The 19,511-nt window shown below is 49.0% G+C and carries 15 protein-coding genes; all 15 read right to left on the bottom strand.

Annotated elements, in window-relative coordinates:
* Positions 1 to 11: 11 nt before the first annotated feature.
* Positions 12 to 1,193, bottom strand: coding sequence for a cell division protein FtsA (locus tag PUP29_RS00975; protein ID WP_079547664.1), 1,182 nt, complete (start codon positions 1,191 to 1,193; stop codon positions 12 to 14).
* Positions 1,194 to 1,338: 145 nt separating this feature from the next.
* A complete protein-coding gene (locus tag PUP29_RS00970) occupies positions 1,339 to 2,169 on the bottom strand; it encodes a cell division protein FtsQ/DivIB (RefSeq protein WP_353423589.1) in 831 nt (276 codons plus the stop codon).
* A 10-nt stretch (positions 2,170 to 2,179) separates the two neighbouring features.
* Positions 2,180 to 3,334 carry a putative lipid II flippase FtsW gene (gene ftsW, locus PUP29_RS00965; protein ID WP_079547666.1) on the bottom strand — a complete coding sequence of 385 codons (1,155 nt, stop codon included), beginning with the start codon at positions 3,332 to 3,334 and terminating at the stop codon, positions 2,180 to 2,182.
* Position 3,335: 1 nt separating this feature from the next.
* A complete protein-coding gene (murD, locus tag PUP29_RS00960) occupies positions 3,336 to 4,691 on the bottom strand; it encodes a UDP-N-acetylmuramoyl-L-alanine--D-glutamate ligase (protein WP_353423588.1) in 1,356 nt (451 codons plus the stop codon).
* Positions 4,692 to 4,716: 25 nt separating this feature from the next.
* Positions 4,717 to 5,730 (bottom strand): phospho-N-acetylmuramoyl-pentapeptide-transferase, encoded by a 1,014-nt coding sequence (mraY, locus tag PUP29_RS00955; RefSeq protein WP_353423586.1) that lies wholly within the window; start codon positions 5,728 to 5,730, stop codon positions 4,717 to 4,719.
* Between the two features lie 24 nt (positions 5,731 to 5,754).
* Complete coding sequence (locus PUP29_RS00950; RefSeq protein ID WP_353423584.1) at positions 5,755 to 7,212, bottom strand: UDP-N-acetylmuramoyl-L-alanyl-D-glutamate--2,6-diaminopimelate ligase; 1,458 nt, start codon at positions 7,210 to 7,212, stop codon at positions 5,755 to 5,757.
* Between the two features lie 55 nt (positions 7,213 to 7,267).
* Positions 7,268 to 9,370, bottom strand: a complete 2,103-nt coding sequence (locus PUP29_RS00945; protein ID WP_353423583.1) for a penicillin-binding transpeptidase domain-containing protein — start codon at positions 9,368 to 9,370, stop codon at positions 7,268 to 7,270.
* A 16-nt stretch (positions 9,371 to 9,386) separates the two neighbouring features.
* On the bottom strand, positions 9,387 to 10,457 hold the full coding sequence (locus tag PUP29_RS00940) for a hypothetical protein (RefSeq protein ID WP_353423581.1): 1,071 nt from the start codon (positions 10,455 to 10,457) through the stop codon (positions 9,387 to 9,389).
* Between the two features lie 15 nt (positions 10,458 to 10,472).
* Complete coding sequence (gene rsmH, locus PUP29_RS00935; protein ID WP_353423579.1) at positions 10,473 to 11,411, bottom strand: 16S rRNA (cytosine(1402)-N(4))-methyltransferase RsmH; 939 nt, start codon at positions 11,409 to 11,411, stop codon at positions 10,473 to 10,475.
* Positions 11,408 to 11,839, bottom strand: coding sequence for a division/cell wall cluster transcriptional repressor MraZ (gene mraZ, locus PUP29_RS00930; RefSeq protein ID WP_079547673.1), 432 nt, complete (start codon positions 11,837 to 11,839; stop codon positions 11,408 to 11,410). Before mraZ ends, rsmH begins: the two co-directional genes overlap by 4 nt.
* Positions 11,840 to 12,004: 165 nt before the next feature.
* Positions 12,005 to 12,700 (bottom strand): metallophosphoesterase, encoded by a 696-nt coding sequence (locus tag PUP29_RS00925; protein WP_079547674.1) that lies wholly within the window; start codon positions 12,698 to 12,700, stop codon positions 12,005 to 12,007.
* On the bottom strand, positions 12,697 to 13,311 hold the full coding sequence (gene yihA / locus PUP29_RS00920; RefSeq protein WP_353423577.1) for a ribosome biogenesis GTP-binding protein YihA/YsxC: 615 nt from the start codon (positions 13,309 to 13,311) through the stop codon (positions 12,697 to 12,699). The genes PUP29_RS00925 and yihA overlap by 4 nt, the downstream gene beginning before the upstream one ends.
* Complete coding sequence (gene lon / locus PUP29_RS00915) at positions 13,311 to 15,617, bottom strand: endopeptidase La (RefSeq protein ID WP_353424038.1); 2,307 nt, start codon at positions 15,615 to 15,617, stop codon at positions 13,311 to 13,313. Before lon ends, yihA begins: the two co-directional genes overlap by 1 nt.
* Positions 15,618 to 15,726: 109 nt before the next feature.
* Complete coding sequence (locus PUP29_RS00910; protein WP_079547896.1) at positions 15,727 to 16,665, bottom strand: YitT family protein; 939 nt, start codon at positions 16,663 to 16,665, stop codon at positions 15,727 to 15,729.
* Positions 16,666 to 16,835: 170 nt separating this feature from the next.
* Positions 16,836 to 19,463, bottom strand: a complete 2,628-nt coding sequence (ppdK, locus tag PUP29_RS00905; protein ID WP_079547676.1) for a pyruvate, phosphate dikinase — start codon at positions 19,461 to 19,463, stop codon at positions 16,836 to 16,838.
* Between the last annotated feature and the right edge of the window lie 48 nt (positions 19,464 to 19,511).

Raw genomic sequence — 19,511 nt, 5'->3', positions numbered from 1 at the left:
GTATGGATAAGTTATTCAAACAGTACATCCTGTCCCTTTCCAAAAAAGCCCTTTTTTCTGGTCGGAGGCTTGCTTTGAATGTAACCGTCATACGCATATTGCATCAGCGCATAGGCCGAATGCATATCCGGCGGCTGAAGCTTGGTGTTTGGAACCTTGATCAGAGAGGGTATCCGCCCCGATACCGCCCGGAAAAAGCTGTCTGAGCCTTTCATAAACGCGAGTCCCCCACCTGTCAGATAAATATTGATCTTTCTGCCAAGCTTTGCTTCGACCCTTGATATATATCTGCCGATATACATAATAAGATGCTCAACACGCGCGTCGATGATCTCCTTTAACAAATCGTAGGGATACTTTCTAAGCTTTCCTTCTGCATCCTTTGCAAACAACTGTGATATGCTGTTGTTGTCACTCAGGCCAAATGTATAGCGGCGCTTCAGCTGTTCCGCCGTTTCCGCCTCAACTTTCATGGCATAAGAAATATCGCTTGTTATATGTCCACCGCCCATCGGGATCGTTGCAAAATATAAAATAGAATCTCCATAGACGATAGAAAAATTTGTACTGTAATAGCCGATATCTATCAGGGCAGCAAAGGAATCCCGCTTTTCTGCCGGAAGCAGATAAAGCGCCTCCGCAAGAGGCTCGGGTATAAAATAATCCACTCTGACGCCTAAATGGTTCAAAAGATCGAGCGCATCCTTTAAGAAAAACTTATTGGCAAACGTAAACGAAACGCTCCCCCGCAAATTTTTTGTCGGAACGTCATAGGGTTCCAGATATACATTTTTATCGTCGAGTAAAAACCATGCCGGCCACTCATGAACGAGCGATAGGTCTTCCAGAATGTCAAAGCGCCGTGCTCTTTCTACAAGTCTGTCTACATCGCGCTCTGAGACCCGTCCTTTTACAGGCACCTGCGCAGACTGGGTAATCACTTTAATAAAAGAACCCGGTATCCCTACATCAGCGCTCCTGATGCGAAATCCGGTTTGACGTTCACACGATTCCAAAGCCTGCTCTACCGCATAAATAACATTTTTGGAATCCACCCAATTTGCTTTTTTGATGCCCGAATAGGGAACCTGCGCGTAACCTAAAACCTCCAGCCCCATGCGCTGCTTTCTTTCAGCGACGGTGCAGGAAATTTTCGAAGTTCCAAATTCAACAACCGTTTTGAAATCTTTCATTCAAAAACCAACCTTAGCGTCCCGTTTTCTTACGTAATTGAAAACCATTATGCATATCATACCACATTTATTCTAAAAACGAAACACTTTTGTGTAAATTCCGTTCTATTTGCGGCCCTTCCTGCTCCTTATTCCCATCTGCAGCCTATTCTGCCGCTTCCTCTTCGGGAGTTTGCATACCATCCCCGCCATCCGGCTGAGTCGTATCCTCAGATGGCACGGCAGCTTCATCACCATTCAGCTGATAGGTCGCCGATATTCCCAGAGTCACATCAAGCGTTCCTGTTATATCCCCACTTGCTGCAAGCTTAGGGATCATGCGCTTTATCATTTTTACTTTATCCGCTACCTTATCTGCCTGTCCGAATTTGATATCCAGACCTTCCCTTGTCCGCATTTTGATATTGTTGATATCCGTCAGGTCTATTGTTTCTATTTGCTCTGCAAGCTCTCTTTCCCGAAGAGCAGTTAGAATCTCTGAATATACATTTACCTTAAAGCTGTCCTGCGTTGATAATTGCTCCCCAAGATTTACTGCCTCTATCGAAAATCCAGTAACGACCGGATATTGCTCCGCCGGCAGCTCTGAGAGCATCTCCAAAACATTTGCATGGACATCTGCCAGCAAATACTGCTCCGCATAAGGGATCACCGCTGCCGCAGTACGTTCTTCCACTTCGATCACCAAGGTTTTGGGATAGTCTTTCGCAATATCTTTTACTTCCAAATAAGGCTCCGCTTCGATCCGTTCCTTTATTTCATCCTCGTTTACAAAAAACATGTGGGTTTTAGGCTCGATCTCCGCCAATTTTGCAATATTGCTGTTGGAAAATGTTGGGTGCGTTCCCGTAATCTTGATATTCTCTACCTGAAAATAAGCATATACAAAGTAACCTGCTCCTGCCAAAAGCAATATAATCAATACGACCATCAGTATCGTTTTTCCGACGCTGTGCGCTTTTCTCCGTTCCTTCATATCTCCTCCGTCATGCCTTTCTGCGCGCCGCGCTGCCCGCCATCATGATTCTCCGGCCCTGCTTTGAAATATTGAGCAATATCCCAATCATGCTCATAAAGATGATCAGCGACGAGCTTCCATAGCTAATAAACGGCAAAGACACGCCTGTAGGCGGCAAGGAGGCAGTTACTACGCCCACATTAACGATCACCTGCAGCCCTATCAGCGTAATAATTCCCGTCGCAAGCATCGTGCCGAATAGATCGGGAGCCGTTGCCGCAACCTTGATGCCTCTGTAGATCAGAAAAATAAACAAGGCAAGCAGCAGAACCGCCCCCACAAGCCCCAGCTCTTCCGCTATGATCGAAAAAATAAAATCCGACTCTCCGTACGGAAGCCATGAAAGCTTCTGCGTTCCATTGCCGATGCCCTGTCCGAATAGCCCGCCCGAGCCGATCCCATATAATGCCTGAATCACCTGATACCCATCCCCTGTCGGATCCTGCCACGGGTCCATAAACGAGGTGACTCGCGCAACGCGATATCCTTTTTGGAACATGAGTACGAAAAGCCCAACGGCGCCGATCCCGCCTATCGCGGCAAGATGCCAGCCTTTTGCGCCTCCTACAAAAATCATAATAAATGTAAGCGCGCATAAAATAAGAATGGCAGAATAATTAGGCTGAAAATAGAGCAGGATGCAAATCGGCGCAAGCACCAATAAAGGTGGAAGAATACCATGCCGCAGCGTATTCATTCGATTACGGTTGATATAGACAGAAGCCGCGATAAAAACGATCAAGGCAAATTTAGCAATCTCCGCAGGCTGAATACTGATCCCAAATACCCGAATCCACCGGGAGGACCCATTCAGATTCGTTCCCGCGCTCGTCAGAACAGCAATTAAAAAAATGCCTGCGACCGCGAGGAGGATATACCGCAGCTTAAACAGCTTCTTATAATCAAAAAACATAAAGAATATCATCGCCACAAGCCCTATTGCTGCGCCAATGAGCTGCTTTTTGAAAAGCGCCAGCCCATCATAATCATACTCCGCGGAGGACTGCGCCATATAATAGCTGGCGCTGAACACCATGATGACTCCGTAGGCGATCAATATAAGCGTTACGATCAGAATGGAATAATCGATCGACCCTTTTTGTAGGATACTCTTTTTCTGCATATCAAAGTCCGTTTACGATCTCCTTAAAAATACGTCCCCTCTCTTCGAAGTTCGGGAACATGTCCCAACTGGCGCAGGCCGGCGAAAGCAGAACGTTATCTCCCTCGTCCGCTATGCTATACGCCTTGAGCACTGCGTCTTCAAAGCCATTAGCGCAAATATAGTTCCGATATCCGCAGTATTCAGCCGCTTCCATCAATTTTTCCGCCGTATCTCCAAGGACGATGACCGCCTTGATCAGAGGCGTAAATGCTTCGAACAGCGGCACAAAATCATTCTTCTTATCATAACCTCCCAAGATCAATACGGTCGGTGCAGCCATCGCGCGTATCGCGTTTACCGTCGCATCCGGATTCGTTCCTTTGGAATCGTTAATAAAGGTGACCCCGTTCACCGTTCGAACAAATTCGATTCGATGTTCTACACCCGGAAAAGTGCGAAGCGTATGCGCGATTACATCTGGAGCGATCCCATATAGACAGGCCAACGCCGTAGCTGCGAGCGCATTTTCGAGATTGTGATGTCCCGGGATGCGCAGCTCCGCAGCAGGCATAATATTTCTCTTCCTTCCATTCAAGGAAAACCGGATTTCTCCTTCCTCCACAAAGGCGCCGTCCTCCACTACTTTTTCTGTACTGAACCAAATCACCTTTGCGCTGATCTGTCCCTCAAGCTCTCTCACGATCTCGTTGTCATAATTAAGCACACAGTAATCTTCCGGCGTTTGATTTTTAAAGATCTTTGCTTTCGCTGCAATATAATTTTCCATCGTTCCATAGCGGTCCAGATGGTCTTCTGTAATATTCAGTATGGCGCTTTCCCGCGGACGATAGGATTCGATCGTATCGAGCTGCAGCGCCGCTGTTTCGGCTACTACAACATCCCCCGGCTGCGTTTGCATCGCCTCCTGCGTGATTGGAACGCCAATATTGCCCAATACATGCGTTGGGATCCCTGCATTTTTGAATATTTCCCCCGTCAGAGCCGTTGTCGTCGTTTTCCCGTTCGTTCCCGTGATCGCAATAAAGTCGGCCTTCGAGACCGCAAAGCCAAGCTCGATCTCTGCAATAACATGCTTGCCTAATTCATATGCTTTGCGGATAAAAGGAAGCCCCAGCGGCACTCCCGGACTAAGGACGAGAATGTCCATCTCAGGGATGATATCCGTAGGCTCCTTTCCCAACATGTCGTGGTAAACGCAGCCATCTAATTCCTGAAGCAGTTCCTGCGGAATATCCTCGCGTTTTTTTACATCATAGACCGTTACGTCTGCTCCAAGCCTGCATAAAAGCGCGGCGGAAGATACGCCGCTTTTCGCCATTCCGATAACCAGTACTTTTTTATTTTTGTAGTCCATATTACGCCTCCTGAAGTACATCCGCCTAAACCGTGAAGAAGAATAGCAAAAAAGCTCCGGCGCTCAGAAGCACCGTTGCGATCATATATCCTGTAACGACCTGCGTTTCGCTCGCGCCCCCAAGCTCAAAATGATGATGAAGCGGCGCCATGCGGAATACGCGTTTCCCACGCAGTTTGAAGGAGCCGACCTGAATAATAACGGATATCGCCGAAAGGACAAACATAAAGCCCATGACCGGCAGAAAAAGCTGCAGGCCCGTCGCAATGCCCATAGCGGTCAGCGCCGCTCCGAGCGCAAACGCACCCGTGTCTCCCATAAAAACTTTCGCGGGGTGTACATTAAAGCACAAAAATGCAATGCATGCGCCTGTGACCGACGCCGTAAACATTGTCATGTTAGACATATCCGTTAAAATTTCTGCGCTCGACATGCCAACTGCGCCAATGACACTCAGCAAGAATATCAAAAGAAATGTGGATGAATTGATCAGCGTGACTCCCGTCGCAAGACCATCAAGCCCGTCTGTTAAATTTACGCTGTTGACCATAGCAAGGAGCACGAACATCGTAAACGGAATAAAACCGGCCCCCATATGCCATAACTGGGCAGACACCGGTATCATCACGAAATCGATCTCAAGCCAATAATATGCGAGGCAGGCTACAAGAGCCGCAGCTACGAGCTGCAGTACGATCTTTTGCCATGCCCGCAGGCCGAGCGAACGCTTTTTAAACAGCTTGAGCCCATCGTCTAAAAAACCGATCGCCGTAAAAGCCAAAACGGTGACGACAGCGAAAAGCGTATCATTTAAATCTCCAGACGAAAAGACGAAGCTCGCCGCAATAATGCCGATCAGCATCGCGATCCCGCCCATCGTCGGCGTCCCCTCTTTCACAAGATGTGTCTGCGGACCGTCATCACGAACATGCTGCCCTGCTTTTGCTTTCTTCAGGATCGGAATCAATATCTTCGATGCAATGAAAGTGATCGCGAAAGCGATCAATATCGTAACCAGTATCTGTACTGTAAAATTCATAAAGCGTTAATCCTTTATCTTTCGTTATTTTCCTGCGGGCGCCATCCGGTCCAGAATTTCTTCCACGACAACCTTTTCATCAAAATCATGTTTCACGCCTTTGATTTCCTGATAGTCCTCATGGCCTTTTCCTGCCAGCAGAATCACATCATCTTTTTTCGCATTGCGGATCGCATATTCTATTGCATCTCTGCGGTTTTCTATACAGACATATTCTCCGCCCGTTTGCTTCATTCCCTCTTCGATCTGCGCAATGATCGCTCCCGGCTCCTCAAATCGCGGATTATCTGATGTGATTACCGTAAAATCCGCACGCTCGCCCGCTATTTTCCCCATAATGGCCCGTTTGCTCGAATCCCGGTTTCCACCGCAGCCGAAAATGGTCACGACGCGGGCAGGCGCAAAACTTTTCGCCGTATCGAGTGCATTTTTAAGGCTATCCGGTGTATGCGCATAATCGAGGATGATACTGAAATCCCTTCCGTGTGTATCGAGCGGCTCAAATCGTCCTGCCACAGGCTTCATCTGCTTCAGGCCATGTTCGATACAGTAGCTGTCGATCCCCGCCGCATGACAAGCCACAACTGCAGCCATAGCGTTATATACAGTAAAATATCCCGGTATCGGCACTTCAATATGCAGATCACGTCCATCGATCTCCACTGTGAATTTTGTTTTTTCATGGGTCAATTCCAAATCTTTTGCCGCATACTGTATCGGCTGCAGCACACTATATTTTATGACCTCCCGTTTAGCCGCTCCCATCATATTGGCTGCACTGTCGTCATCGATATTGATGATCGATATCTCCGACTGTTCAAACAGCATGCTTTTCGCTTGTATGTAATTATCCCATGTTTCATGGAAATCCAAATGGTCCTGCGTCAAATTGGTGAAAATACCGATATCAAAATCGATCCCGTAAACGCGCTTCAAAACCAAGGAATGTGAGGATACCTCCATCACAAGGACTTCGCACCCCTCATCCGCCATTTCTTTCAGAAGTCTTTGCAGATCAATAGATTCAGGAGTCGTGCGCTCCGTATGAAGCACCCTGTCTCCAATCATATTACGAATCGTTCCGATCAATCCGACTTTGCGGCCTGCCTGTTCCGCGACCGCTTTGATCATATAGGTCGTAGTAGTCTTGCCGTTTGTTCCCGTTACTCCAATCATTTTCATACGGCGGGCGGGATAGCCAAAAAAGCGGCAGGCAACAAGCGCCATCGTTTCTCTGTCGTTTTTCACAATGACCTGCGGCACCTTAATATGCTCCTGATACTCCGTTACCACGACTGCCGCTGCGCCTTTTTTCACGGCATCCGGCGCATACTTGTGCCCATCTTCTGCAAATCCGGAAATACAAAAGAACAAATCGCCTTTGCGTACGCTGCGGGAATCATACTTCAGGTCCTTGATCTCCGTCGCACCGTCTCCGTGAATTTGACAATTCATATCGCGAAACAACTCTTTTAATTTCATTTCCCAGTTCCTCCTGAAATCCGGATTTTATTATACCACAAAATATTGTATCCATCTACTGCGCCGCCGCAATTTGTAGTTTGAAATCAACTACGATACTGCTGCCACGGCTCACCTGCGTTCCCGCGGCCGGAGATTGCTCCTGTACGACTCCGTTTCCTCGTGCAACAAACACCAATCCGGAGGCAATCGCCGTATTTTTGGCCTGCGTCATATCCATTCCGGTAAAATCAGGAACAGTGACCATTTCTGTTCCCTCCGGCTGTATCGCTTTTGTTTCCATCGTAAGCGCTACCGTGCTGTTTTTATGAACTTCCGTTGCTGCCGTCGGAAACTGGCTGACCACACTTCCGCTCCCATCATACGACGACCGCAGGCCAATATCTGCAAGAGCATCCCGCGCTTCCTGCAGCTCCATCCCAACAACATTTGGTACAGTCACCGTCTCTTCCGGCTGCAGCGTTTCATCCGGCATGATATTCCCGTTTTTCAGCGTTCCCAGAAGCGTATTCTGTACATAAGGCGCACATACCGACTCCACCGAATCTGTAGCGGTTACCCCCGTCGCTGTGATCATCACCATATATTTAGGATCGTCGGCAGGCGCATACGCGATATAGGTCGCCACGGCTTTATCTGCTACGACCGCACTGTCTTTATGCTGGACTGCTGAACCGCTGATCGCTCCTGCGGAATATCCCGTCAGACTGATCCCGTCCTCCTTTGCCCGCGCTTCCATGATCGTTCTGACCTGAGCAGAGGTCTCTGCGGTGACGCTTTGCCCCCTCACCTCTGGTTCATAGCTTTCCACCATATTGCCCTCGGCATCCGAAAGTCCTAAAACCAGCTTTGGTGTATAGAGTGTTCCTCCGTTTATCAACGCGCATGCGGCGCTTGCGAGCTGTATTTGCGAGATCTCCAGACCTTCGCCCGCCCCCATCGCAGCTACATCCGCATTCCTGATATACCGCTTTTCCGCAAGGCTGCCTGCCGTATCCGACGAGAAATCAATGCCCGTTTCGCTCCCAAAACCAAACCCTTTTACATATTGATAGAAAACATCTCTGCCCATAGCGTTCGCCTGCATGGCTGCGCCCACGCTGCAATGATCCAGCACTGCATCCGTGAGCGTTTGTGTTCCATGCGCTCCGTTCAGGCAGGATACTACGTCCCCGTCCGTCGCAAAGGAACCGGTACAGGAATATTCCCCCGCTGCACTGCCGCTGTCTATTGCAGCTGCTGCCGTAAATATCCCAAAAATGTTTCCCGGCTCGTAAGCCGTTGCCGTGATAACATTAGTAGAAAGAGCCGAAAGCGCTTCCGCATCCTCCCGCGGCGGTGAATTCAAATCAAATTCCGGTATATTGGCCATCGCGAGAATCTCTCCATTTGTCACATCCATGACCAAGCCTTGTACGCTTTCCGGCGCTTGGGACTCATACAGTTCCTTGCAGGCGCTCTCCAGAAAGCTCTGTGTGATCTCGTCGATCGTCAACACTACATTTAGGCCGTCCTGCGGCTGTATCATCATCTCCTGTCCGTTTGGAACGCCGCTGCCGTCCTTTGCCGTTTCAGCCACCTGTCTGCCCGCCCGCCCGGCGAGCGTTGTATTATAGCGCCGTTCGATCCCTGTCTGCCCTTCGCCGTCCAGCGTCGTATAGCCAATGACCTGTGCTGCAAAATCCTTGTTCGGATAGAAACGTTTTACATCGTCCCGAAAGGCGACTCCCTCAAGCCCCAGAGCTTCGATCTGCTCCGACTGCTCGGTAGATATCTGCCGTTTCAGCCATATCTCTTTTTTATCTGTGTTTGTCGCTTTTTCGTAAATATCATTTCGGTCAAGGCCCAGTATCTGAGACAGCTGATCTGCGATCTCATTGGCATTTTGAGCTTTTTCTATCTTCTCCGGCAAAAGGACTACAGTATCTGCCGCCGCGCTCTGCGCCAGAATCTGCTGATTGCGGTCCATAATCGAACCACGTTTTGCGCTCACTTCAATATCTTTTACCCATTGCGATTCCGCCTGAGCCTTAAGATCTTCTCCCCGCCATAAAGACCAATATCCCACTCGTGTCATGAGCAGGATAATGAGTATGATCAATATAAGCAATAAGACGAGCAGCCTTTTCCTTGTAATCAGAACATGAGAGTTTGCCAAACTTCCAACTCCTTACCTACGCTTGAAACCATCCTTTTACAGCTTCCATTAAGTCGGCAAAGAAATTTTTCAAGCCGTCAAAGACTCCGGCGGTTTCAGCATTGCCTGCTCCTACCTGTACCGGAGACTGCTCCTGCATTTCCGCTGCTGCATTTTGCGTGCCTTTGTCAACCGTACTGCTTGCCGCCATCTCGTCCGCATCCGGCTCGAGATAAACGATTTGGTCGTCTGTCGGATAGTACATCCCGAGTTCCGTCCGTGCCTTCTCCTGAATACTGTTGAGATCTTCCGCCAAAGCGATATCCATTTTCACCTTTTCCAATTCGTCTTTCAGAACTTCGTTCTGTGTCTGTATCTGCGCATTGTTGTAGCTGATATTGCTGATCGAAGCATAACGGATCACAATACCGCTTAATACGGCAAATACAAAGGCGATCAGGAGGATCGTAGATACAACGCCTTTCTTTTTGGGGCTTTCATATTCTACTGCGATCGGTTTTACGCCATTGTATGCCGTGTTTTCGATCTCACGCGTTTGTTCATAGCGCTGCGTATGTTTTCTTGCTGCCGGTGCATAACCGCCATAGCTCGCAGCCGGACGCGGACGTACGGCTTCGGTACGGTAATACTGTTCCGCGCTTTCCCTATATACGTTTGCCTTTTGCGGCCTCCGCGCCTCGCTTCTTGCCGGCGCATAGCCGCCCTCATAAGCAGGCGTGAGCCTTCTGCCCCCGACGACATTTTTTACGCCCGTCTGACGTATTCCATAGCGCTCTCCCTGCTGTTCAGTTGGTCTCCGGTAATTCGCTGCGGCGTGCGGCTGCTCTATTTTTCTTCTATCTGCTGTCCGGCGTTCCTGCCGATAGTTCGTCCGTATATTTTGCGTGCGCGGCGCGGCATTGACCGCTTCAACACGCCTGCGTGCATATTCTTCGTCCTGAAGCCCGAGCCTGCGCCGTTCTGCCGCGATTTTTTGCATGCGGTAGGCTTCCATATCGGAGATACGTCCGCGCTGTACATCGTTTATTTTGCGCGGCAGCTGTATTCTTTCGTAATTGTCGTATGCCCTCTGGGGTATCGCGTTCATCGCTTTTTCCTTTCGCTATCTCTTCTCCACCACCCGCAGTTTTGCGCTCCGCGCACGCGGGTTTTTTCCCAATTCCTCTTGACCCGGCTGGATCGGTTTTTTTGTTATTATTTTTATCTGGCTGACCTTTCCGCATACGCATACCGGAAAATCTTTCGGGCATTCACATGGCTCGAACAATTTCCGGAACGTTTGCTTTACGATTCTATCCTCGAGGGAGTGGAAAGTGATTACTGCGAACCTCCCTCCACTTCTCAGGACAGAAACATAATCCTCCAGTGCTTCTCTAAGACCTGTCAGTTCCCCGTTTACTTCGATGCGCACTGCCTGAAATGTACGTTTCGCAGGATGCGGCCCATCTCTTCTAGCAGCGGCAGGGATCGCTTGTTTAATGATCTCTGTCAGTTCCCCGGTTGTTTCTATCTTCTTCTTTTTCCGTTCCTCTGTTATAAATTTTGCAATACGCGCCGCCCAGCGCTCTTCCCCGTATTCCTTTATGACCCGATGAAGTTCATCCTCGCTATATCCGTTTACTACATCACACGCACAAAATTCATTCGTCCGGTCCATACGCATATCGAGCGGCGCATCCGCCTGATAGGAAAATCCCCGTTCTCCTTCGTCCAGTTGAAACGACGATACGCCGAGATCCAATACCGCTCCGTCTATCTCTTGGACTGCAAGGCTGTCTAAAATTTTTCTGACGTTTTTAAAATCGTCATGAACGAGCGTAAGCATTCCTCTGTATCTGTCGAGACGTTCCCTGCACCGCTCTATTGCCGCAGCATCTCTGTCTATCCCGATCAGACGTCCGTTCGGCGAGACCGCCTCCAGAATGCCGCGCGCATGTCCTCCGCCGCCAAGCGTGCCATCTATGATAATATTTCCGGGCTCAAGCTCAAGTGCTGTGAGCGTTTCCCGATAAAGCACCGGGACATGTCCGGTCTCTTTCATATACCAAGCTCCGCTAATTTTGCAAGCGTCTCCTCATAGTCCTGATAAGCGCTGTCGTTGTATTCTTCCCAGCCCTCTTTTGACCATATCTCCGCCCGTGTCATCACACCGATAATAACAGTTTCTTTCGTCACGCCGATATGGTCGCGCAGACGCTGAGGCAACAGTATCCTTCCCTGCTTGTCCCCTTCACATTCGCATGCGCTGGCAAACAGCATACGTGTGAAACTCTGCGCCGCAACATCAGAAATCGGCAGACCTTTGAGCTTCCCCGCAAAATTCTCCCATTCCTCTGATGAAAACACAAACAGACACTTGCCAACGCCTTTCGTCACGATAAAGCTCTCGCCTAAATCGTCACGGAATTTCGCCGGCATGAATATCCTGCCTTTGGCGTCTATGTTGTGTGTGTATTCACCAATCAACATTCCCGCGGAAACTCCTTCCCCCACTTTTAACCACTTTTCACCACTTTTAATCAAATTTTACCATTTTACGTGCCATTATGCAAGTATTTTCACGAGAAATACAAAAGGACAGCGAACTTATTTTTCGCTGTCCTTTTCTTTAAAATTCGTGTTTTTCAGCATCTCCTACCGTATCTTCTTCAACTTGAAATCAAGGTAATCCGCTGAGACAAGATTATAATTCACATTCTTTTCCCTGACGTCTGTCAGATGGACTGTTTTCAGGATATCGCCGTGCAAATGTCCGAATACGACCTCCGACACATGCTCTTCCTCTATGATTCGCGCAAAATCCGTATCCCTCATATGCTGATAAATCGGCGGAAAATGCATCATAACGATCTTTTCTTTTTCAGGGAATCTTTTGGCTGCATCAAGCGAGAGCTTCAGGCGTATTTTCTCACGCTCGTAAATCTTTCTATCGTTTTCACTGAATCCGCCGTCCTGCGGAAGCGTCCAGCCCCGCGTTCCGCAAACCACATATTTCCCCGCTTCAATACAATTATTCTGCAAAATATGGGTGTCATTATGCAGCATTGCGTTCACTTTTGCCATCGATCCCCACCAAAAGTCATGATTCCCTTTTATCATAACCTTTTTTCCGGGTAGTCTGCAAATCGCATCGAGGTCCGGTCTCGCGTCCTCCAGCTTCATTGCCCAGCTGATATCGCCGGGGATCAGAACCATGTCCTCTTCCGTCACGCGCGCTTTCCAATCAGCGCTTATCTTTTCAAAATGATTCTTCCAGTGCTCTCCAAAAATATCCATTGCTTTCGGCTGGGCATTGGAAAGATGGAGGTCCCCGATCGCATAGACGTTCATTCCGCATCCTCCTGCGGACCTGTCATCTTTTCGAGATAGCCGAGCAATTTTTCTTTTCCCATTTTTCCCGCAGACGACACGGGCAGTATTTCAAAATCCGTATCAATATCCAAATTTTCAGCAATATACTTCGCCATTTTCATTGCATAGTGATAGCGTTTCGATTTTGCCACCTTATCCGCTTTCGTCGCCGCCACAAGAAATGGTATCTTGAAATGAGCGGCCCATTTTATCATTTGCAGATCGTCTTCCGTGGGCTCATGACGAATATCGGCCAAAATGACAAGCGCACGCAGAAACTTTGCGGCCGCAAAGTAATGCTCCATCATATCTGCCCACGATTCTTTCTCCGCTTTTGAAACCCGCGCAAATCCATAACCCGGTAAATCGACCAAATAGAACGCTTCATTGACCAAGAAATAATTGATCAATCTCGTTTTCCCCGGCTGTTTGCTGACATACGCAAGCTTTCCATTATTTGCCAAAAAATTGATAAGCGAAGATTTCCCCACATTCGATTTTCCGGCAAAAGCGATCTCGGGTTTTCCATCGTTCGGATAGCCGTCCGCATGCTTCATGCTCGTATAGAAAGACGCTTTCTTGATCTCCACTATTTTTTCTCCGTTACAAGCGCATGTTTCAATACATCGTCGATATCCGCGGCAAAGATGAAATGAAGCTCTTTCCGCACCGATTCCGGCAGTTCCTCCAGATCGCTTTCATTATCCCTCGGAAGAATGATCGTATGGATACCCGCCCGCAATGCAGCAAGCGCCTTTTCTTTGATTCCGCCTATCTTCAAAACACGCCCTGTTAGCGTGATCTCGCCTGTCATGGCGATATCATGACGAACCGGGCGCCGCGTGAGCGCTGACGCAAGCGCCGTCACCATAGTAACGCCTGCCGACGGCCCATCCTTGGGGATCGCCCCTTCCGGCACATGGATATGCAAATCGGTCTTTTCATTGATGTCTTTCGGAAACTTCAGCTTGCCAGACATCGCGCGTACAACAGATATTCCTGTTTTAGCAGATTCTTTCATGACGTCTCCAAGCTGGCCTGTAAGCTCCATCTTTCCGGTTCCCGGGATGACCGAAACTTCGATCGGCATCGTCTGCCCGCCGGCAGCGGTCCATGCCAGTCCAGTCACAACTCCCACCGTATCGCGTTTCAACACATTGGTCTCTCCGCGTTTGGGAAGTCCCAGAAAATCCTTCAGATTTTTCCGGGATACCGTAATTTTTCCAGCGCCGCCTGTCACCGTCTTCGCCGCAGATTTCCGCATGATCGCGGCGATCTCCCGTTCAAGGCTTCTTACGCCGCTCTCCGCCGTATACCGGTGAATGATATCCATAAGCGCTGCATCGCTGATATGGACCGAGGACGGTTTTAAGCCGTGCTCCTTCGCCTGCTTCGCCACCAGATGCTTCTTTGCAATGTTCAGCTTTTCCACGTCCGTATAGCTGTCTATCTGTATGACTTCCATGCGGTCATATAACGGCCCCGGGATCGCGCTGATATCATTTGCCGTCGTAATAAACATCACCTTGGAAAGGTCAAAATCAATATCGAGATAATGATCTCTGAACGTATTATTGATCTCCGGGTCAAGCACTTCCAGCATCGCCGACGCCGGATCGCCCCGGAAATCGCTCGACATCTTATCGATTTCATCAAGCAGGAACAATGGATTCATACTGTCCGCCTGCTTGATGGACGTTATAATGCGGCCCGGTATCGCACCAATATAGGTGCGGCGGTGCCCCCGTATTTCCGCCTCGTCATGCACGCCGCCAAGAGACATGCGCACAAACTTCTTATTCAGCGCCCGTGCGATCGAATGCGCAATAGAGGTCTTCCCCACGCCGGGAGGTCCGGCAAGGCATAAAATCGGTCCGTGCATATCGTTCTTCAGCTTGCGTACTGCCAGAAATTCAATGATCCTATCCTTGACCTTATCAAGCCCGTAATGCTCACGGTCCAATATCTCTCGCGCATGCACAAGGTCCATATCGTCCGTTGTTTCCTTTCCCCACGGCAAACCGACGATCCAATCGATATAGTTTCGGATAACGCTGATCTCCGGCGAGCCCGGTGCCATACGCGCCATACGCGCCAATTCCTTTTCCGCTTTTCCGCGTGCCTCTTCGGAGAGCGGAAGTTCTTTTATTTTTTTGCGCAGTTCATCAAGCTCATCCGCGTCATTTTCCGTTTCACCCAGTTCTTTTTGGATCACCTTCAATTGCTCTCTCAGAAAGTATTCTCTTTGAGATTTATCGATCTGCTGTTTGACTGAAGAGGCGATTTCCTTGTCTATCTCAAGGATATCGATCTCTTTTTTCAGTACTTCCATCACCAGCCGGAGCCGCTCCAGCTCGTCGATACAGCTCAGCACTTTTTGCTTATCATCCAATTTAATTGCTACATTGGAAGCGATCATATCCGCGAATTTCCCCGGTTCTTCCACCTCGCTTACCGTAAAGAGCGTTTCGCCCGGTATGCGTGCTCCGAGAGCTGCAAACCGCTCGAACAAATCCGTTACACGGCGCATATAGGCTTCTTTCACAACTTCCCGTGTCGAATCATCCTTCGGTTCGTCAGGGATCGCTTCCACTTCTGCCTGCAAATAGGGCTCGCGCGAAGCATAGGCCAGAATACGCGCCCGCCGTTCTCCCTCCACAAGTACACGGAGCGTATCTCCCGGGAGCTTCAATACCTGCTTTACTTTTGCTATCGTGCCGATTTCATATACGTCTTTTATCTCCGGCATTTCAATTTTCAGGTCTTTCTGCGTCACGAGGAATATTTCCCGCCCCTGTGTAACGCACTCCTCCACTGCGGCTACCGACATCTCCCGTCCAACGTCAAAGTGCAAAACCATATATGGGAAAATCACAAGCCCCCGCAAAGCCACCATGGGCATGATCGTTTTATCCAATTGCTGCTTTTTCTCCTTTTTTATTTTACATTGTCGTTACGATTATACCTTAAAAAACGCTTCATTTCAAATCATACAGGCTTGTTTCTTAATTTGTCTGTTCTTTCTCCCTGTTTCGCCTGCGAAATGGTAGGCAGACATCCCCGTTGGCCGGATCGTCGTTCGGCATAAAACCCGCTCCCCGTATTTGTCCTGCGTCTCCCACAATGATAAAAGCGTCCGGATCGATCTTATAGATTAAATGATACAGCTTCGTCACTTCCGGTCTATGTACGGCGCATACGAGCATCTCTCCCTCCCGTCCGGTATATACACCACGCGCCTTAAGCGCCGTAACCCCTCTTCTCAGTCTGCAGAGTATTTCCTTAGCGATCCTCTCATTTTCCTTCGAAACGATAAACAGCATCTTCCCCGTTGCGACGCTCGTTCCATAAAGAATCACATCTATCACCTTTGACTCGATAAAAATAACGATCACCGCATATAGAGGACTTTCCAGATTATCATACACGAATCCCGAGCATACGACCACCACGATATTTGTCAATAAAATCATTTTTGCCATCGGGATATGCGGAAAACGTTTGCTGATCAAATTCGCCACAAGATCGGTTCCTCCGGTCGTTCCGCCGCGCATGAGGATAAGCGCCAATCCCACGCCATATAAAGCACCTCCAAAAACAATAGTGATGAGTGGGTCTCCCTGATAAGCGGGGAACATTCCTTCCGTTATATCTATCAAGATCGAGGATATGACGGTTGCAACAACCGTTTTGATAATAAATGCAAAACCAAACGAAAAAAAAGCCAAAATGAACAATGGGATATTCATAATGAGCGCCATCGTTCCGATCGGTAGTCCAAACATGTAATTGAGCATTGTAGCAATACCGGTAAGGCCGCCCGGAGCAATATTATTCGGAGAGATAAAGCAGTTGACTGCGATTGCAAAAATAAAACTTCCGGCCAAAAACAGGAGCAGATCGGCCGTAAAGACCTTGCCTTTTATATGCACTCTCTTTTCCATATTCATCTTTCTCCTTGTGGTTTTTAAAAAAGCGTTTTTTTCTATCATACTGAAATCCTGTTCCTTTTACAAATGAAATCCAAGCTTTTTTTGCTTACAACAAAAGACGCATCCCATATTATTACATGGAATGCGTCTTAAAAATTATTATCCGCAATAAGTTCCTAAGCTTATTTGGACTTTACGACTGCATGTGCTGCTGCAAGACGTGCAATCGGCACGCGGAACGGCGAGCAGGATACATAGTTCAGTCCAATACTATCGCAGAACTCAACTGTGGACGGATCACCGCCATGTTCTCCGCAGATTCCCAGTTTGATATCCGGGCGGGTCTTGCGGCCGAGTTCCACAGCCATCTTGACAAGCTTGCCTACGCCGTCCTGATCGAGCTTCGCAAACGGATCGGATTCGTAGATCTTCTTCGTATAGTAATCGTCAAGGAACTTGCCGGCATCGTCACGGCTGAATCCAAACGTCATCTGCGTCAGATCGTTCGTACCGAACGAGAAGAATTCAGCTTCTTCCGCAATTTCATCCGCAACAACGGCAGCTCTCGGCACTTCGATCATCGTACCAACTTTGTACTCGATCTTTTTGCCTTTTTCTTCCATAACTTTTTCTGCCGTCTCAACAACGTAATCTTTTACGTATTTCAGTTCTTTCTTGTCGCCCACGAGCGGAATCATGATTTCAGGAACGATATCATAACCTGTTTCTTCGATCGTTTCGATTGCGGCTTCCATAACCGCTCTCGTCTGCATAACAGCAATCTCCGGGAACGTGACCGCAAGACGGCAACCACGATGACCGAGCATCGGGTTGAACTCATGGAGTCCTTCGATGATGCCCGTCAGTTCGTCAACATCAAGCGACATTTCCTTTGCCAGCGCTGCGATATCGTCGGGGTCTGTCGGCAGGAATTCATGCAGCGGCGGATCGAGGAAACGAATCGTGACCGGGTTTCCTTTCATCGCCTTATAGATGCCCTTGAAGTCTTCCTTCTGCATCGGAAGAAGCTTCGCGAGCGCTTTCTCTCTCTGCTCGACCGTCTTGGAGACGATCATCTCGCGCATAGCGGCGATCCTGTCTTCCGCAAAGAACATGTGCTCCGTACGGCACAGGCCGATGCCTTCTGCTCCAAACGCCATTGCCTGCTCCGCATCGTGCGGTGTGTCGGCATTCGTGCGTACCTTCAGCCTGCGAATGGAATCCGCCCAACCCATAACGGTCGCAAAATCTCCTGTGACCTGAGCTTCCTGCGTCTCGATCGCTTCGCCATATACGTTACCCGTAGAACCGTCGAGGGAGATCCAATCTCCTTCTTTATAGACCTTACCGTCTTCCGTAGTCATCGTTTTAGCGTTCTCGTCGATTCTCAGTTCGCCGCAGCCTGCTACGCAGCAGGTTCCCATACCGCGGGCAACAACAGCCGCGTGAGACGTCATGCCGCCGCGTGCCGTGAGGATACCTTCGGAAGCATACATACCTTCAATATCTTCAGGAGAAGTTTCCTGCCGCGCGAGAACTACTTTGTTCCCGTTTGCAGCAGCTTCCGTAGCAGCCTCCGCCGTGAAATACAGCATGCCGCAAGCCGCACCGGGAGAAGCCGGCAGACCTTTTGCGATCGGCTTCGCCTTCTTGAGCGCATCCGCATTGAACATCGGGTGGAGGAGCGAATCGAGCTGTTTCGGTTCTACTTTGAGGATCGCTTCTTCCTCAGTGAGTTTTCCTTCTTTTACGAGGTCTACGGCAATTTTGAGAGCAGCCGGAGCCGTACGTTTTCCGTTTCTCGTCTGCAGCATGAAGAGCTTGCCGCCTTCGATCGTAAACTCCATATCCTGCATATCTTTGTAGTGATCTTCCAGAGACTGCGCAATCGTCGCAAACTGCTCGTAAACTTCCGGCATCTGATCTGCCAGATGCGAGATCGGCTGAGGCGTTCTGATACCTGCAACAACATCCTCGCCCTGTGCGTTCATCAGATATTCGCCATAAAGCTTCTTTTCGCCTGTGGAGGGGTTTCTGGTGAAAGCAACGCCTGTTCCGCAATCGTCACCCATATTGCCGAATACCATTGCCTGTACGTTGACAGCGGTACCCCAGCTTGCCGGAATATCATTCATGCGGCGGTATACGATCGCTCTTGGGTTATCCCACGAACGGAATACTGCCGTTACTGCTTCAAGAAGCTGTTCCTTTGCGTCCTGCGGAAACTCTTTGCCCATTTCACGCTTATAGATCTCTTTATATTTTTTAACGACTTCTTTCAGATCGTCCGCATCCAGCTCAGTATCCATCTTCACGCCTTTTGCGTCTTTTGCAGCCTGAAGCTGTTCTTCGAACAATTCCTTATCGATGCACATAACAACGTCGGAGAACATCTGGATGAATCTTCTGTAGCTGTCATACGCCCAACGCGGATTGCCGGATTTCTTCGCCATGCCCTCCACCGCAACATCATTGAGGCCAAGGTTCAGGATCGTGTCCATCATGCCCGGCATGGAAGCGCGTGCACCGCTGCGGACGGATACGAGGAACGGGTTTTCCGGATCGCCGAATTTTTTGCCTGCGATCTCTTCCGTCTTTGCCATCGCATCATAAATCTGCTCTACTACTTCGTCGGCAATCTTTTTACCGTCTTCATAATACTTCGTGCAAGCCTCCGTAGAAACCGTGAAACCTTGGGGAACCGGCAGGCCAAGATTGGTCATTTCAGCCAGATTGGCGCCTTTGCCCCCGAGAAGGTTCCTCATGGAAGCATCACCCTCTTTAAAAAGGTATACATACTTCTTTGCCATCTAAAACTCCTCCTGAATTTATATTTATTTAAAAATGACTCGTTTATC

It is taken from the genome of Christensenella massiliensis, assembly GCF_040409835.1.
GTDB lineage: Bacteria > Bacillota > Clostridia > Christensenellales > Christensenellaceae > Christensenella > Christensenella massiliensis.
Note: the sequence above shows the minus strand (reverse complement) of the source record. Positions and strands in the feature narration are given on the sequence as shown.

Coding starts and splice junctions, on each gene's coding strand:
- lon (WP_353424038.1), bottom strand. CDS start 15,617: ATGGTGGCTTTGCGGGGGCTTGTGATTTTCCCATATATGGTTTTGCAC.
- ppdK (WP_079547676.1), bottom strand. CDS start 19,463: ATGGCAAAGAAGTATGTATACCTTTTTAAAGAGGGTGATGCTTCCATG.
- PUP29_RS00970 (WP_353423589.1), bottom strand. CDS start 2,169: ATGAAGGAACGGAGAAAAGCGCACAGCGTCGGAAAAACGATACTGATG.
- PUP29_RS00925 (WP_079547674.1), bottom strand. CDS start 12,700: ATGAACGTCTATGCGATCGGGGACCTCCATCTTTCCAATGCCCAGCCG.
- PUP29_RS00910 (WP_079547896.1), bottom strand. CDS start 16,665: ATGGAAAAGAGAGTGCATATAAAAGGCAAGGTCTTTACGGCCGATCTG.
- PUP29_RS00950 (WP_353423584.1), bottom strand. CDS start 7,212: ATGAAATTAAAAGAGTTGTTTCGCGATATGAATTGTCAAATTCACGGA.
- murD (WP_353423588.1), bottom strand. CDS start 4,691: ATGGACTACAAAAATAAAAAAGTACTGGTTATCGGAATGGCGAAAAGC.
- rsmH (WP_353423579.1), bottom strand. CDS start 11,411: ATGAAAGAGACCGGACATGTCCCGGTGCTTTATCGGGAAACGCTCACA.
- mraY (WP_353423586.1), bottom strand. CDS start 5,730: ATGAATTTTACAGTACAGATACTGGTTACGATATTGATCGCTTTCGCG.
- mraZ (WP_079547673.1), bottom strand. CDS start 11,839: ATGTTGATTGGTGAATACACACACAACATAGACGCCAAAGGCAGGATA.
- ftsW (WP_079547666.1), bottom strand. CDS start 3,334: ATGCAGAAAAAGAGTATCCTACAAAAAGGGTCGATCGATTATTCCATT.
- PUP29_RS00940 (WP_353423581.1), bottom strand. CDS start 10,457: ATGAACGCGATACCCCAGAGGGCATACGACAATTACGAAAGAATACAG.
- PUP29_RS00975 (WP_079547664.1), bottom strand. CDS start 1,193: ATGAAAGATTTCAAAACGGTTGTTGAATTTGGAACTTCGAAAATTTCC.